Source organism: Verrucosispora sp. CNZ293, from assembly GCF_002754655.1.
The window spans coordinates 6,114,767-6,131,143 of the sequence record NZ_PEFR01000001.1; the positions used below are offsets into that span (position 1 = coordinate 6,114,767).

The following is a 16,377-nucleotide window of genomic DNA, read 5'->3' on the forward strand; positions in this document are numbered from 1 at the left end:
GCACGCGGGGCAGGCCCGCTGCCGGCCCGGGCGCTGCTGGTCCGCCGTGCCGGCTCGCCTACACTCGATGGGCCGAAGTGCGCCCAGAATCAACCGAGATCCGTCAAGGAGTACGCCTGTGAAGAGCACCGTCGAGACTCTGAGCCCGACGCGCGTGCGGCTCGCCATCGAGGTGCCGTTCGTCGAGCTCGAGCCGAGCCTCAAGAAGGCGTACCGGGAGATCGGTCAGCAGATCCAGATCCCCGGCTTCCGTAAGGGGAAGGTGCCGCCGGCGATCATCGACCAGCGGGTCGGCCGGGGCACCGTGCTCAACGAGGCGGTGCAGGAGGCGATCCCGCAGAACATCCTCGCCGCGGTCCGGGAGCACGACCTGAAGACGCTGGGCCGTCCCGAGGTCGACATCACCGAGTTCAACGACGGTGACTCGCTCAACTTCACCGCCGAGGTGGACGTCCGGCCGGAGATCACCGTGCCCGATCTGGCCTCGATCGAGGTCACCGTCGACGAGCTGCAGATCGACGACAGCGAGATCGACGAGCAGGTGAACGGCCTGCGTGAGCGGTTCGCCACCCTGAAGACGGTCGAGCGCGCCGCGGCCGAGGGTGACTACGTCCAGATCGACCTGCGGGCGACCGTCGACGGCGAGGAGGTGCCGGGCGGCTCGGCCAGCAACATCTCGCACGAGGTGGGCAGCAAGCAGCTCCTGCCGGGGCTGGACGAGGCGGTCGTCGGCCTGTCCGCCGGTGAGGACACCACCTTCACCACGCAGCTGGTGGGCGGCGACTTCGCTGGCCGGGACGCTGAGGTGCTGGTGACCGTGCGTACGGTCAAGGAGAAGGAACTGCCCGAGCTGAACGACGAGTTCGCCCAGCTCGCCAGCGAGTTCGACACCATGGAGGAACTGCGGGCGGACCTGCGCGAGCGGGTCAGCCGGGGCAAGCGGATCGAGCAGATCTACGCCGCTCGGGACAAGGCCCTGGAGCAGCTCGTCGCGGCTGCCGACGTGCCGGCGCCGGAAGGCGTGATCCGCGACGAGGTGGAGAGCCGCAAGGAGGCGATGGCCGACCAGCTGGAGCGCATCGGCGCTTCGATGGAGGACTACCTCGCCGCCGAGGAGAAGACCGAGGAGCAGATCGACGCCGAGCTGACCGACGCCGCCACCCAGGGCGTCAAGGTTCAGCTGCTGCTGGACACGCTCGCCGACGCCGAGGACGTGCAGGTCTCCGACGACGAGTTCGGTCACGAGATCGTCCACCGGGCCCAGCGTGCCGGCATGGCTCCCCAGCAGTACTACGACCAGCTCGTCCGCTCCGGCACCGCCGGTGCGGTCTACGGTGACGTCCGGCGGGGCAAGGCGCTGGCCTCGGTGATGGAACGCATCACGATCAAGGACTCGGCCGGCAACGTGGTCACCATGGACGCGCTGCGTGAGGCGAGCGAGCAGGAGCACTCGCACGAGCACTGATCGCCGGGTGGGGCCACCGTCCGCCGGTCGCGGTGGGTGGTGGCCCGATCCCTTTTCCGGGTACGCCTTCGGCCTGCTGCGCTGAGAGCGAACAGTGCCCGGACCGGGAGTCTGGCGACCGGCCCAGCGGTTAGTGTCGGACACGACGGTACGGAGAGCGAAGGGCTGCCATGACCGACATGCACATCCCAGCGAAGCCGCTTCGGGCGATCGAGGCCCGCGGCGGTGACACCATTGGCAACCTCGACGACTCGGTCTACAACCGGTTGCTCAAGGAGCGGATCGTCTTCCTGGGCAGCGAGGTGACCGACCAGGTCGCCAACCGCATCTGCGCGCAGCTGCTGCTGCTCGCCGCGGAGGACCCGGACCGCGACATCAACCTCTGGATCAACTCGCCCGGTGGCTCGGTCTACTCCGGCATGGCCATCTACGACACGATGCAGTTCATCGACAACGATGTGTCGACAGTGGCGATGGGCATGGCCGCGTCCATGGGCCAGCTGTTGCTCTGCGCGGGGACGAAGGGCAAGCGCTACGCCCTTCCGCACGCCCGGATCATGATGCACCAGCCTTCCGGCGGGATGGGCGGCACCGCCGCCGACATCGCCATCCAGGCCGAGCAGATGCTGTACACCAAGCGGATGTTCCAGGAGCGCGTCGCCTTCCACACCGGTCAGCAGCCGGCGCAGATCGAGGCGGACTCGGACCGGGACCGCTGGTTCACCGCCCAGGAGGCCGTCGACTACGGCTTTATCGACAAGGTGATCACGGGGGCCGCTCAGGTGCCCGAGGGCGCCGGGACCCTGAGCTGATCGAGGAGCAGACGATGACCGACCTGAGCCTGCCGCCCCAGTTCGCGGCCGTGCACAACCGCTATATCCTGCCGTCGTTCGTCGAGCGGACGTCGTACGGGGTCAAGGAGTCCAACCCGTACAACAAGCTCTTCGAGGACCGCATCATCTTCCTCGGCGTGCAGGTGGACGACGCGTCGGCCAACGACGTGATGGCCCAGCTGCTCACCCTGGAGGGGACGGACCCCGACCGGGACATCATCATGTACATCAACTCGCCGGGCGGCTCGTTCACCGCGATGACGGCGATCTACGACACCATGCAGTACGTCCGGCCGGACATCTCGACCGTTTGCCTCGGCCAGGCCGCCTCGGCCGCCGCGGTGCTGCTCTCGGCGGGCACTCCGGGCAAGCGGATGGCCCTGCCGAACTCGCGCATCATCATCCACCAGCCGGCCACCGAGGGCGGCTACGGGCAGGGCTCGGACATCGAGATCCAGGCCAAGGAGATCCTGCGGATGCGTACGCAGCTGGAGGAGATGCTCTCCCGGCACTGCAACCGTCCGGTCGACCTGGTTCGCAAGGACATCGACCGTGACAAGATCATGACGGCTGAGGAGGCCCGCGAGTACGGGCTCGTCGACACGATCCTCACCAGTCGTAAGAAGGGTCTCCTGGCCGCGAACGCGGCTGGCTGACCGCTACCGGGTCGGAGGTCGGTCGGGTTGGTTGCCGGCCGACCTCTGACACACCCGTTTTGGGGGTCGGAGAAACCTCCGGTAGCGGGTAACGTCGGGTCCGTACCACCTCGCCGGGCGACCGGCGGGCGAGAGAAAGACGGGCGGAGCGTCAGCGTCCGCAGGTCGTGGCCGGGGCTCCGGCCGATGAGTGCAGGGAGAACGTAGGTGGCACGGATCGGTGACGGCGGCGACCTACTGAAATGCTCCTTCTGCGGGAAGTCGCAGAAGCAGGTCAAGAAGCTCATCGCGGGCCCCGGGGTCTACATCTGCGACGAGTGCATCGATCTCTGCAACGAGATCATCGAGGAGGAGTTGGCCGAGTCCGGCGAGGTGAAGTGGGAAGAGCTTCCCAAGCCGATGGAGATCTGCCAGTTCCTCGACAACTACGTCGTGGGTCAGGAGCAGGCCAAGAAGGCGCTCGCCGTCGCGGTCTACAACCACTACAAGCGGATCCAGGCTGAGGCGGCCAATGCGCCGGGCGCCGGTAACGACGGCGTGGAGTTGGCCAAGTCGAACATCCTGCTGCTCGGTCCGACCGGGTGTGGCAAGACCCACCTGGCGCAGACCCTCGCCCGGATGCTCAACGTCCCCTTCGCCGTCGCCGACGCCACCGCCCTGACCGAGGCTGGCTACGTCGGCGAGGACGTGGAGAACATCCTCCTGAAGCTGATCCAGGCTGCCGACTACGACATCAAGCGGGCCGAGACCGGCATCATCTACATCGACGAGATCGACAAGATCGCCCGCAAGTCGGAGAACCCCTCGATCACCCGTGACGTCTCCGGTGAGGGCGTCCAGCAGGCGTTGCTGAAGATGCTTGAGGGCACTGTCGCGAACGTGCCCCCGCAGGGCGGTCGCAAGCACCCCCACCAGGAGTTCATCCAGATCGACACGACGAACGTCCTGTTCATCTGCGGTGGAGCCTTCGCCGGCCTGGATCAGATCATCGAGGCGCGTACGGGGCACGGCGGCACCGGCTTCGGCGCCCGGCTCCGCGCGGTCTCCGACCGTTCCACCGACGACATCTTCAGCCAGGTGATGCCGGAGGACATGCTCAAGTTCGGGCTGATCCCCGAGTTCATCGGCCGGCTGCCGGTGATCACGAGTGTCCGGAGCCTGGACCGCAGCGCACTGGTACGCATCCTCACCGAGCCGCGCAACGCGCTGGTCCGGCAGTACCAGCGCCTGTTCGAGCTGGACGGTGTCGAGCTGGAGTTCGAGCGGCTCGCCCTCGAAGCCATCGCCGACCAGGCGATGCTGCGCGGCACCGGTGCCCGTGGGCTGCGCGCCATCATGGAGGAGGTGCTGCTCTCCGTGATGTACGAGGTGCCCAGCAACCCTGACGCCGCCCGGGTGCTGATCAGCCGCGAGGCGGTGCTGGAAAACGTGAACCCGACGATCGTTCCGCGGGAGTTCACGGGTCGCCGTGCCCGGCGCGAGCGTGAGGAAAAGTCCGCCTGATCCGACCGGTGCCGCGACCGCCCGCTGCGGCCGACCGCCGTCCAGTCGTACGCTGGCAGCCATGCGCGTCGCCGTCTGCCAGCTGAACTCCCGCGACGACCGAGCAGCGAATCTCGCCGCCGCGGAGGCCCTGATCGACCGCGCCGCCGCAGCCGGTGCGGACCTGGTGCTGCTGCCGGAGTACGTCGACTATCTCGGCACTGGTTCCAAAATGCCGGCGCCGGAGTCGGCGGACGGCGAGGTGGGTCGGTTCTTCGCCGACGCCGCCCGGCGGCGCGGCGTCTGGTTGATCGCCGGCTCCTTCCACGAGGCTGGTCCCGACCCGGACCGCACCTGGAACACCACGCTGGTCTTCGACCGCGCCGGCACCCTCGCCGCCTCCTACCGCAAGATCCATTTGTACGACGTGGAGATTCCCGGTCGCGTCTCCTACCGGGAGTCCGCGTCGGTGGCTCCTGGTGATCAGCCGGTGGTGGTGGAGGTCGAAGGGCTGCGGGTGGGTCTGTCGATCTGCTACGACCTGCGCTTCCCCGAGCTCTACCGGCAACTGGCGACCGCCGGTGCCGCCCAACTGCTGGTGGTGCCGGCAGCCTTCATGATGCACACCGGACGGGATCACTGGGAGGTGCTGCTGCGGGCCCGCGCGATCGAGAACCAATGCTTCGTCGCGGCGGCCGGGCAGACCGGTGACCACGAGCCCGGCCGCGCCTGTTACGGACGGAGCATGGTGATCGATCCGTGGGGGACGGTGCTCGCCCAGGTGCCCGACGGCCCGGGGTTCGCGGTGACCGACATCGACCTGAGCCGCCTGGAACGGATCCGTGCCGAGTTACCGAGCCTGGCCAACCGCCGGCTCTGACGCCGTTATCCCTGAAGCAGAACGCCGACAAGGGCGAAACCGGCGATGGCGGCGGCGGTGATCAGCAGGGCGGTGCTCATCCGGGACGGGCCGCGCCGGGCCAGGCGGCCGATCGAGACCAGGACCGCGAAGAGCACGAAGGCCCCGATGAGCAGTTGCCAGATCGGTAACAGGAGGCCGAGCAGCGCGTCCTCGGCGAGGACCGGGCTTGCGGGCCGGGACACGTCATCCATGCCAGACACTCTGGCATGCCGGAACCCCTCATGGTCGCTGGCGCGGGGACACTCCGAGGAGAATGCGGCACTGCGCTCGGTTAAGAAAGGCGAGGTGTACCGGCTGGGGTGGGCGAGGCGTCGGGCGCGGTAGCCGAGCAGGGTTCGGTCAGCCGAGCCACTTGACAGGGCTGACCGCACTCAGCAACTGGCCCTGCCAGTGCCCGCCGAACGCGGGAGGTTCCATCGACGAACGATGATTTGCCTTATCCGGGGCGTCCGCGTAACTTTCTCTCTGCACGCGGGAGGCCGGGGCAAACCGGCCGAGAACGGGCACCAGCAGCGCGACGATCATATCGACGTGAGGCTGAGACCGGGTGGTGCGGAGCGGCTCTGCACGATGGAGTTGCGATCGCGAAGCCGACCGGGTAAGGTTCTGGAGCCGGCAGGAGCCGGGCGGGTTGCCTTGAGTGGTGATCGGCCGGTCTGCGGTTCTCCACGACAGTCGTTGACGCCGAAAGGCGAGCGATGGCGTGGGCCCCGAGCTAGTTACGAGAAGCCTGAAACTTCAGGTTGACCTCGAAGCGCGGTTCGGATAGTTTGGAGCGGTTGCCCCGAACGCGGTTCTCTAACGAGGCCAAGTTTGGTGTGTGGTTGTTCTTTGAGAACTCAACAGGGTGCTTGATAAGCCAGTGCCAAATTGTTTGATTCCCGGGCTGGCCAGTTTTTCTGGTTGGTTTGGATTCCTTTGGCAACAATTTTGTTTGTTGCTGGGATGGATTTTTCGACAGGTTTTTGTTGGAGAGTTTGATCCTGGCTCAGGACGAACGCTGGCGGCGTGCTTAACACATGCAAGTCGAGCGGAAAGGCCCTTCGGGGTACTCGAGCGGCGAACGGGTGAGTAACACGTGAGCAACCTGCCCTAGGCTTTGGGATAACCCTCGGAAACGGGGGCTAATACCGAATATTCACTTGCGGACGCATGTTTGTGGGTGGAAAGTTTTTCGGCTTGGGATGGGCTCGCGGCCTATCAGCTTGTTGGTGGGGTGATGGCCTACCAAGGCGACGACGGGTAGCCGGCCTGAGAGGGCGACCGGCCACACTGGGACTGAGACACGGCCCAGACTCCTACGGGAGGCAGCAGTGGGGAATATTGCACAATGGGCGGAAGCCTGATGCAGCGACGCCGCGTGAGGGATGACGGCCTTCGGGTTGTAAACCTCTTTCAGCAGGGACGAAGCGCAAGTGACGGTACCTGCAGAAGAAGCGCCGGCCAACTACGTGCCAGCAGCCGCGGTAAGACGTAGGGCGCGAGCGTTGTCCGGATTTATTGGGCGTAAAGAGCTCGTAGGCGGCTTGTCGCGTCGACTGTGAAAACCCGTGGCTCAACTGCGGGCCTGCAGTCGATACGGGCAGGCTAGAGTTCGGTAGGGGAGACTGGAATTCCTGGTGTAGCGGTGAAATGCGCAGATATCAGGAGGAACACCGGTGGCGAAGGCGGGTCTCTGGGCCGATACTGACGCTGAGGAGCGAAAGCGTGGGGAGCGAACAGGATTAGATACCCTGGTAGTCCACGCTGTAAACGTTGGGCGCTAGGTGTGGGGGGCCTCTCCGGTTCTCTGTGCCGCAGCTAACGCATTAAGCGCCCCGCCTGGGGAGTACGGCCGCAAGGCTAAAACTCAAAGGAATTGACGGGGGCCCGCACAAGCGGCGGAGCATGCGGATTAATTCGATGCAACGCGAAGAACCTTACCTGGGTTTGACATCGCCGGAAATCTCACAGAGATGTGGGGTCCTTCGGGGCCGGTGACAGGTGGTGCATGGCTGTCGTCAGCTCGTGTCGTGAGATGTTGGGTTAAGTCCCGCAACGAGCGCAACCCTCGTCCCATGTTGCCAGCAATTCGGTTGGGGACTCATGGGAGACTGCCGGGGTCAACTCGGAGGAAGGTGGGGATGACGTCAAGTCATCATGCCCCTTATGTCCAGGGCTTCACGCATGCTACAATGGCCGGTACAATGGGCTGCGATACCGTGAGGTGGAGCGAATCCCAAAAAGCCGGTCTCAGTTCGGATCGGGGTCTGCAACTCGACCCCGTGAAGTCGGAGTCGCTAGTAATCGCAGATCAGCAACGCTGCGGTGAATACGTTCCCGGGCCTTGTACACACCGCCCGTCACGTCACGAAAGTCGGCAACACCCGAAGCCGGTGGCCCAACCCTTGTGGAGGGAGCCGTCGAAGGTGGGGCTGGCGATTGGGACGAAGTCGTAACAAGGTAGCCGTACCGGAAGGTGCGGCTGGATCACCTCCTTTCTAAGGAGCACCATCCAGCGAAGGCTGGTATGGAGCCCGCGGTCTGCGGATGTCGGATCGGGGTGCTCATTGGCGGAGACACTGGCGAGTTGGCGCCGGCAACGGCCGGAACTGTCTAGTACTGCTGACCTTGGGGTTGGTGTGGAACGAGTGGTTTTGGTGCGGCTGGTGGTTGATGGATAGCACCCTGTTGGGTCCTGAAGGAACAACCGTTGGTTGTTGTTTCAGAGGCTGAGTGTGGACTTTCGGGTTCGCCGGCTGCCAGGCATGGCCTGGCCTCGCATACCGCCGATGTTGTCGGGTCTGGTGTGGGGTGGTGGGTTGTGGGTTGGTTGTTTGTTGAGAATTGCACAGTGGACGCGAGCATCTTTGTGGTCAAGTTGTCAAGGGCGAACGGTGGATGCCTTGGCACCAGGAGCCGATGAAGGACGTGGGAGGCCGCGATAGGCCTGGGGGAGCTGTCAACCGAGCTGTGATCCCAGGGTGTCCGAATGGGGTAACCCGGCATCAGTCATGTGATGTCACCTGCACCTGAACTCATAGGGTGTGTGGAGGGAACGCGGGGAAGTGAAACATCTCAGTACCCGTAGGAAGAGAAAACAATAGTGATTCCGTGAGTAGTGGCGAGCGAAAGCGGATTGAGGCTAAACCGGTTGCGTGTGATACCTGTCAGGGGTTGCGTGGTCGGGGTTGTGGGACCCTGCTACACGAGCTGACACTCGTGTGAGGAGTTATAAAACCAGTTGTTAGCTGAATGGTCTGGAAAGGCTGACCGTAGACGGTGATAGTCCGGTAGGTTAAAGCAGCTGGTCTTCTGTGGGTGTTCCCGAGTAGCGGCGGACTCCTGAAATCTGCCGTGAATCTGCCAGGACCACCTGGTAAGCCTAAATACTTCCTGGTGACCGATAGCGGACGAGTACCGTGAGGGAATGGTGAAAAGTACCCCGGGAGGGGAGTGAAATAGTACCTGAAACCGTTCGCCTACAATCCGTCGGAGCCTTTAGGGGTGACGGCGTGCCTTTTGAAGAATGAGCCTGCGAGTTAGTGGCATGTGGCGAGGTTAACCCGTGTGGGGGAGCCGTAGCGAAAGCGAGTCTGAAGAGGGCGTTTGAGTCGCATGTTCTAGACCCGAAGCGGAGTGATCTAGCCATGGGCAGGCTGAAGCGCGGGTAAGACCGTGTGGAGGGCCGAACCCACCAACGTTGAAAAGTTGGGGGATGACCTGTGGTTAGGGGTGAAAGGCCAATCAAACTCCGTGATAGCTGGTTCTCCCCGAAATGCATTTAGGTGCAGCGTCGCGTGTTTCTTGCCGGAGGTAGAGCACTGGATGGTCTAGGGGGCCTACAAGCTTACCGAAATCAGCCAAACTCCGAATGCCGGTAAGTGAGAGCGCGGCAGTGAGACTGCGGGGGATAAGCTTCGTAGTCGAGAGGGAAACAGCCCAGATCACCAGCTAAGGCCCCTAAGCGTGTGCTAAGTGGAAAAGGATGTGGGGTCGCATAGACAACCAGGAGGTTGGCTTAGAAGCAGCCACCCTTTAAAGAGTGCGTAATAGCTCACTGGTCAAGTGGTTCCGCGCCGACAATGTAGCGGGGCTCAAGCACACCGCCGAAGCTGTGGCACTCACACAATGACTTCGCATCGCTCTTCGGGGTGGTGTGCAGGTGTGTGGGTGGGTAGGGGAGCGTCGTGCCGGGGGTGAAGCAGCAGGGTGACCTAGTTGTGGACGCGGCACGAGTGAGAATGCAGGCATGAGTAGCGAAAGAAGGGTGAGAAACCCTTCCGCCGGATGACCAAGGGTTCCAGGGCCAGGTTAATCCGCCCTGGGTGAGTCGGGACCTAAGGCGAGGCCGAGAGGCGTAGTCGATGGACAACGGGTTGATATTCCCGTACCCGCGAAAGAGCGTCCCTGATGAACCTCGTTGTGCTAACCATCCAAACCAGCTGAGGCCTTCGGGTTGAGGTTGGGGAGCGTGGGAACCTGGCGGGTAGTAGTCAAGCGATGGGGTGACGCAGGAAGGTAGCTGAGCCCGGCCGGTGGTTGTGCCGGGGTAAGCGTGTAGGCCGCGCCATAGGCAAATCCGTGGTGCACAGGGCTGAGACGTGATGCCGAGCCGATTCAGGTGAAGTCAGTGATCCTATGCTGCCGAGAAAAGCCTCTAGCGAGTTCTGAGCGGCCCGTACCCCAAACCGACACAGGTGGTCAGGTAGAGAATACCGAGGCGATCGGGCGAACTGTGGTTAAGGAACTCGGCAAATTGCCCCCGTAACTTAGGGAGAAGGGGGGCCGGAGACGTGAAGCCCCGCGCGGGTGGAGCGTTGTATGGCCGCAGAGAGCAGGGGGAAGCGACTGTTTACTAAAAACACAGGTCCATGCGAAGAAGTAATTCGATGTATATGGACTGACGCCTGCCCGGTGCTGGAACGTTAAGGGGACCTGTTAGCTCTTCGGGGCGAAGCGGAGAACTTAAGCGCCAGTAAACGGCGGTGGTAACTATAACCATCCTAAGGTAGCGAAATTCCTTGTCGGGTAAGTTCCGACCTGCACGAATGGCGTAACGACTTCCCCACTGTCTCAACCACAGGCCCGGCGAAATTGCAGTACGAGTAAAGATGCTCGTTACGCGCGGCAGGACGGAAAGACCCCGGGACCTTTACTATAGCTTGACATTGGTATTTGATTCGGCTTGTGTAGGATAGGTGGGAGCCGGTGAAGTCCATACGCCAGTATGGGTGGAGGCAATCTTGAAATACCACTCTGGTTGATTCGGGTATCTAACTTCGGACCGTTATCCGGTTCAGGGACAGTGTCTGGTGGGTAGTTTAACTGGGGCGGTTGCCTCCTAAAGGGTAACGGAGGCGCCCAAAGGTTCCCTCAGCCTGGTTGGCAATCAGGTGTTGAGTGCAAGTACACAAGGGAGCTTGACTGTGAGACTGACGGGTCGAGCAGGGACGAAAGTCGGGACTAGTGATCCGGCACTTGCGTGTGGAAGCGGTGTCGCTCAACGGATAAAAGGTACCCCGGGGATAACAGGCTGATCTTCCCCAAGAGTCCATATCGACGGGATGGTTTGGCACCTCGATGTCGGCTCGTCGCATCCTGGGGCTGTAGCAGGTCCCAAGGGTTGGGCTGTTCGCCCATTAAAGCGGTACGCGAGCTGGGTTTAGAACGTCGTGAGACAGTTCGGTCCCTATCCGCCGTGCGCGTAGGATACTTGAGAAGGGCTGTCCCTAGTACGAGAGGACCGGGACGGACGAACCTCTGGTGTGCCAGTTGTCCCGCCAGGGGCACGGCTGGTTAGCTACGTTCGGAAGGGATAACCGCTGAAAGCATCTAAGCGGGAAGCCTGCTTCAAGATGAGGTATCCCACCACTTTCGGGTGGGTAAGGCCCCCAGCTAGACGACTGGGTTGATAGGCCGGAAATGTAAGCCCGGTAACGGGTTCAGTTGACCGGTACTAATAGGCCGAGGACTTGACTACAAAGATTGTCGCTCGCGTCCACTGTGTAACTCACAACAAACAAACAACACACCCGGCACGTGATGGTTTGGTGTTGGTGTTGTTTGACATGTTGATAAGGTTACGGCGGTCATGGCGGAGGGGAAACGCCCGGTCTCATTCCGAACCCGGAAGCTAAGCCCTCCAGCGCCGATGGTACTGCACCCGGGAGGGTGTGGGAGAGTAGGACACCGCCGGACATTCTTCCGTTTAGGGCCACCCCGCAAAGGGGTGGCCCTAAACGCATTTCAGGGCCTTGTCGCGCGCCGTTGCGGCCCGTGGTGGCACACGTTGGCGAGAGTAGGCCTGGCCCGTTAAATGGGAAGCCGCCGGGAGCGGCCAACCAATAGCATCGCGCGAATGACGGCACGTACGGCGGAACGGTCGGCCGTCGACCCGCTGTGGCGGAACCGCAACTTCACCGTGTTCTGGGGTGCGCAGTTCCTCTCCGTGGTCGGTGACGGGTTCGCCGCCCTGGCGGTACCGCTGCTGGTGCTTCAGCTGACCGGCTCGGTGGCTCTGATGGGCCTGCTCACCGCGATCGCCGGGGTGGCCTCGGTGGTCACCGCGATCTTCGCTGGCGTGCTTGTCGACCGGACGGACCGCAGACGACTGCTGATCGGCGTCGACCTCGTCCGAGCCGCACTCTTCACGGCCATTCCGGTGGCCTGGCTGTGGGGGCCCCAACTGTGGCTGCTCTACCTGGTGCTCCCGGCGAGCGCGGCGGTCGGCATGGTGTTCCGGGTGGCGTACGTGGCGGCGGTTCCTGGGCTCGTCGACGTCGAGCGGATCACCGAGGCGAACGGGAAACTCTCGGCGAGCTACGCGGTAGCCGGCATCGGCGGACCACTGCTGGCCGGGCTGGTCGTCGCCGGCTTCGGCCACTCGACAGCGATCGCGGTGAACGCGGCGAGCTTTGCCGTGGCGGCCGTCGGACTCAGCTTCGTACGCTTGCGGCAGCACGGGCCGCCGCGGACCGCGATCACGCTCGCGGGCCTGCGTGACGAGCTGCTGGAGGGGGCGCGTTTCCTGTGGCGGCATCCGGTGCTGCGCGCCCTCACCCTGCTGCTGTCGGCGTTCATCTTCCTCACCCACGGGCTCGACGACGTGTTGATCTACCACGTCCGGCACAACCTTGGCGGCACCGACCGCACGGTCGGCCTGGTGCTGGGTGTGGCGGCTGCCGGTACGCTCCTCGGTTCGCTCGCGGTGGCTCCGCTGCGGCGTCGGCTCGGCTTCGGGGCGACCTGGTCGGGGAGCGTGGCGCTGGCTGGTGTGGCTGTGGCGGTGCTGGGCTCGGCGCGTACCGTGTCGGTGGTGGCGGCCCTGGCGGCGGGCTACCTCGGCGCGGTGGCGGTCGCGGCCATCTGCTCGCTCTCGCTGCGCCAGGAAGTCACCCCGAACCGACTGCTCGGTCGGGTCACCTCGGTGTTCTGGGCCACCCACTACGCCCTCGGCCCGGTCGGTGCCGCCGCCGTCACCTGGGGTGCGGAGGCGTACGGTGTGCCGCTGGTGTGTGTTCTCGCCGGCGGAGGATGTGTGCTGGTGGCCCTCGTGGGGTTGATCACGCCGGTGCGGCACACGGGCCCCAATTGACGGACCCGGGCCCGGCGGCCGGGGCGGTCAGTCGCGGGTCTGTACGCTCTCCCGGATCTGCCGCAGCAGGTCGGCGGATTCGTCGACCGATCGGGCGGGGAACATGGCCAGCACCACGCTGCCGTGGTCGGCCCAGCCGCAGACCGCGAAATCGCCACCCTCGCCGCTGGTGCTGCCGCATTTCATCACGCCGCCCAGCTGACCGGGTGACACACCGCGGAGGCCGGTCACGGCCGCGGTCTCGTCGGCCATCAGCTCGAACAGGCTTTCCAGATCCCGCTCAGGCTGCCACAGCAGGGTCGTCCCACCGAAGATCAGTACCGATCGTCGGGCGTCGGCCGGGTCCTGGTAGACGGCACCGAAGCTGGTGTCGAGCTGAATGTCGGCAGCGAGCCCGCTACGTAGGTAGTCGGCGGTGCTGGCCGCCCGGTCGCTGCTGTCCAGACGAAGTCCGGCGATCTGGTCGGGCGTGGTGATCCGAGCGTCCTTCTGCTGCACGATCCGCCAGCCCCAGGTGCCGAGTGCGCCGACCCCCACCAGCGCGACGACCGCGAGCAGCACCACTGCCAGGCGTCGCCGCCGGGACCGCACGTCCCGCTGTTCGGTGCCGTCGGTCGGCTCGCGATCGCCCAGCTCGATCGGCTCATCTGTCAGCTCGACCGGGGGAGCGCCCTCGTCGAGCTGGCGGGCACTGAGATGTGCGTCGGACATAGCCGACACCGTACGCGAACGACAGGTGGCGCACGTCGGGTCCGTCGAAGCGCTCCGTAGACTTTCAGGGTGACCGAGAGACTGGATGCCCGACGCCCCGACGCCCCGACCCTCGCCTGCCAGTATCAGCCGGGCGAGGTAGAGCAGCGACGGTACGAGCAGTGGGTAGCCGACGGTCGATTCCGGGCCGCCGCGGACAGCGAGCGGCAGCCCTTCACCATCGTCATCCCGCCGCCGAACGTCACCGGCTCGCTGCACATGGGCCACGCGCTCGACCACACGGTGCAGGACGCGCTGATACGGCGCAAGCGGATGCAGGGCTTCGAGGCACTCTGGCTGCCGGGCATGGACCACGCCGGCATCGCCACCCAGAACGTGGTCGAGCGGCAGCTCGCCGCGCAGGGGCTCTCCCGTCACGACCTGGGCCGGGAGAAGTTCGTCGAGCGGGTGTGGCAGTGGAAGGCGGAGTCCGGCGGAGCGATCCTCGGCCAGATGCGCCGGCTCGGCGACTCGGTCGACTGGGACCGGGAGCGCTTCACCATGGACGAGGGCCTGTCCCGCGCCGTGCAGACCATGTTCAAGAAGCTGTACGACGACGGCCTGATCTACCGGGCGAACCGGATCATCAACTGGTGTCCGCGCTGTCTCACCGCGCTGTCCGACATCGAGGTGGAGCACACCGACGACGACGGCGAGCTCGTCTCGATCCGGTACAGCGACGACGTGGTGGTGGCCACCACCCGGGCGGAGACGATGCTCGGTGACACGGCGGTCGCCGTGCACCCGGACGACGAGCGGTACCGCCACCTGATCGGCACCGAGGTGGAACTGCCGCTCACCGGGCGACGGATCCCGATCGTGGGTGACCCGCACGTCGACCCCGCCTTCGGCACCGGCATGGTGAAGGTGACCCCGGCGCACGACCCGAACGACTTCGAGATCGGGCAGCGGCACGACCTGCCCAGCCTGACGATCATGGACGAGCGGGGGTCATCACCGCGCACGGACCGTTCGAGGGGCTGGACCGGTTCGAGGCCCGACCGGCGATCGTGGCCGCGCTGCGGGCCGAGGGACGCATCGTCGCGGAGAAGCGGCCTTACGTGCACGCCGTCGGCCACTGCTCCCGGTGCCGCACCACCGTGGAGCCCCGGCTGTCGCTGCAGTGGTTCGTCAACACCTCACCGCTGGCCAAGGCGGCCGGCGACGCGGTGCGTGACGGTCGGGTTCGCATCGAGCCGGCGGAACTGGCCAAGCGCTATTTCGCCTGGGTCGACAACATGCACGACTGGTGCATCTCCCGGCAGCTCTGGTGGGGGCACCGGATCCCGGTCTGGTACGGCCCGGACGGCGAGGTGGTCTGCGTCGGCCCGGACGAGCAACCGCCGACCGGTGCGGGCTGGCACCAGGACGAGGACGTGCTGGACACCTGGTTCTCCAGCGGCCTCTGGCCGTTCTCCACGCTCGGCTGGCCGGAGCAGACCCCGGACCTGGCGAAGTTCTATCCGACGAGTGTGCTGGTCACCGGGTACGACATCCTGTTCTTCTGGGTCGCCCGGATGATGATGTTCGGCCTGTACGCGATGGACGGCCGGCAACCGTTCGACGTGATCGCCCTGCACGGAATGGTCCGCGACGAGCACGGCAAGAAGATGTCCAAGTCGTTCGGCAACGTGGTCGACCCGCTGGACTGGATCGACAGGTACGGGGCCGACGCCACCCGCTTCACCCTGGCCCGGGGCGCCAACCCCGGTGGCGACGTGCCGGTCAGCGAGGAGTGGTGCCAGGGCTCCCGCAACTTCTGCAACAAGCTCTGGAACGCCACCCGGTTCGCGCTGCTCAACGGCGCGCACACGGACGGTCCGATGCCGGACGCCGGTCGGTTGTCGACTGTCGACAGGTGGATCCTGTCCCGGCTGGCCCATGTCACCGCCGAGGTCGACGAGCAGTTCGAGGCGTACGAGTTCGCCAAGGTCTGTGACCTGCTGTACCACTTCGCCTGGGACGACGTCTGCGACTGGTACGTGGAGCTGAGCAAGCCGGTGCTGGCCGCCGGCGGTGAACCGGCCGAGGTCAGCCGTCGGGTCCTCGGTCACGTGCTGGACCAGCTGCTGCGACTGCTGCACCCGGTGATCCCGTTCGTCACCGAAGAGCTGTGGACGGCGTTGACCGGTGGGGAGACGGTCCTGACGGCGGCCTGGCCGATGGCTGACCGGGCGCTCGTTGACGACGCGGCCGAGACGGAGGTGGCCACCCTCCAACGGGTGGTGACCGAGGTCCGCCGGTTCCGCTCGGACCAGGGCCTGCGTCCGACCCAGCGGGTCGCGGCCCGGCTCGACGGGTTGTCCGCTGCCGGGGTGTCGGCGCACGAACCGTTGATCCGGTCACTGGCACGGCTGGACCCGGCCGGCGACGACTTCCAGGCCAGTGCGACTCTGGCCATGCCGGGCGAGGTCAGTGTCGCGTTGGACACCCGGGGCTCGATCGACGTCGCCGCCGAGCGCGCCCGGCTGACCAAGGACCGCGCGGCCGCGGAGAAGGAGGCGGGGCAGGCCCGGGCGAAGCTGGGCAACCCGGCGTTCGTCGGCAAGGCCCCCGAACACGTCGTTTCCAAGATCCGCGAACGGCTGGCGGTCGCCGAGGCCGACCTGGCCCGCATCGATGCCGCCCTGGAGGCGCTTCCCTCGTGACCGATCCTGTCGACCGCACCGATGACGTCCGTGCCGAACGGACGG

Annotated in this window: 9 protein-coding genes, 3 rRNA genes and 1 pseudogene; 10 read left to right on the forward strand and 3 right to left on the reverse strand. The window is 65.1% G+C overall.

The genetic code is table 11. The features are described 5' to 3' along the window. Positions 1-118 precede the first annotated feature (118 nt). From tig to CLT74_RS27945, 5 genes are all read left to right on the forward strand, one after another. Complete coding sequence (tig, locus tag CLT74_RS27925) at positions 119-1,465, forward strand: trigger factor (RefSeq protein ID WP_099850371.1); 1,347 nt, start codon at positions 119-121, stop codon at positions 1,463-1,465. Positions 1,466-1,635: 170 nt separating this feature from the next. Then, complete coding sequence (locus CLT74_RS27930; RefSeq protein ID WP_099850373.1) at positions 1,636-2,277, forward strand: ClpP family protease; 642 nt, start codon at positions 1,636-1,638, stop codon at positions 2,275-2,277. 14 nt (positions 2,278-2,291) lie between these two features. Further along, positions 2,292-2,954, forward strand: a complete 663-nt coding sequence (locus tag CLT74_RS27935) for an ATP-dependent Clp protease proteolytic subunit (protein WP_099850375.1) — start codon at positions 2,292-2,294, stop codon at positions 2,952-2,954. 207 nt (positions 2,955-3,161) lie between these two features. Continuing rightward, positions 3,162-4,457, forward strand: a complete 1,296-nt coding sequence (gene clpX, locus CLT74_RS27940; protein ID WP_099850377.1) for an ATP-dependent Clp protease ATP-binding subunit ClpX — start codon at positions 3,162-3,164, stop codon at positions 4,455-4,457. Positions 4,458-4,518: 61 nt separating this feature from the next. After that, the gene (locus CLT74_RS27945; protein WP_099850379.1) at positions 4,519-5,316 is read left to right on the forward strand and encodes a carbon-nitrogen hydrolase family protein; all 798 of its coding nucleotides are present in this window, start codon (positions 4,519-4,521) and stop codon (positions 5,314-5,316) included. A 5-nt stretch (positions 5,317-5,321) separates the two neighbouring features. Here the strand turns inward: CLT74_RS27945 and CLT74_RS27950 are convergent, their stop codons facing one another. Further along, positions 5,322-5,549: a hypothetical protein gene (locus CLT74_RS27950; protein WP_099850381.1), complete on the reverse strand. Its 228-nt coding sequence runs from the start codon at positions 5,547-5,549 to the stop codon at positions 5,322-5,324. A 148-nt stretch (positions 5,550-5,697) separates the two neighbouring features. After that, positions 5,698-5,883, reverse strand: a complete 186-nt coding sequence (locus CLT74_RS27955) for a hypothetical protein (RefSeq protein WP_099850383.1) — start codon at positions 5,881-5,883, stop codon at positions 5,698-5,700. Positions 5,884-6,323: 440 nt separating this feature from the next. Between CLT74_RS27955 and CLT74_RS27960 the strand changes: the two genes are divergently transcribed. The 4 genes from CLT74_RS27960 (at position 6,324) to CLT74_RS27975 (ending at position 12,934) form a co-directional block, all read left to right on the forward strand. Then, a 16S ribosomal RNA gene (locus CLT74_RS27960) occupies positions 6,324-7,838 on the forward strand. A gap of 373 nt (positions 7,839-8,211) precedes the next feature. Next, positions 8,212-11,320, forward strand: a 23S ribosomal RNA gene (locus CLT74_RS27965). Positions 11,321-11,421: 101 nt separating this feature from the next. Next, a 5S ribosomal RNA gene (rrf, locus tag CLT74_RS27970) occupies positions 11,422-11,538 on the forward strand. The 16S, 23S and 5S rRNA genes sit together here, the layout of an rRNA operon. A 160-nt stretch (positions 11,539-11,698) precedes the next feature. Then, positions 11,699-12,934: an MFS transporter gene (locus CLT74_RS27975; RefSeq protein WP_099850385.1), complete on the forward strand. Its 1,236-nt coding sequence runs from the start codon at positions 11,699-11,701 to the stop codon at positions 12,932-12,934. 27 nt (positions 12,935-12,961) lie between these two features. Here CLT74_RS27975 and CLT74_RS27980 read toward each other — a convergent pair whose 3' ends face one another. Then, entirely contained in the window at positions 12,962-13,645 is a 684-nt protein-coding gene (locus CLT74_RS27980; protein ID WP_099850387.1) for a hypothetical protein, read from the reverse strand. Between the two features lie 69 nt (positions 13,646-13,714). Here CLT74_RS27980 and CLT74_RS27985 point away from each other — a divergent pair. Beyond that, positions 13,715-16,332, forward strand: a pseudogene (locus CLT74_RS27985) (valine--tRNA ligase). Positions 16,333-16,377 lie beyond the last annotated feature (45 nt).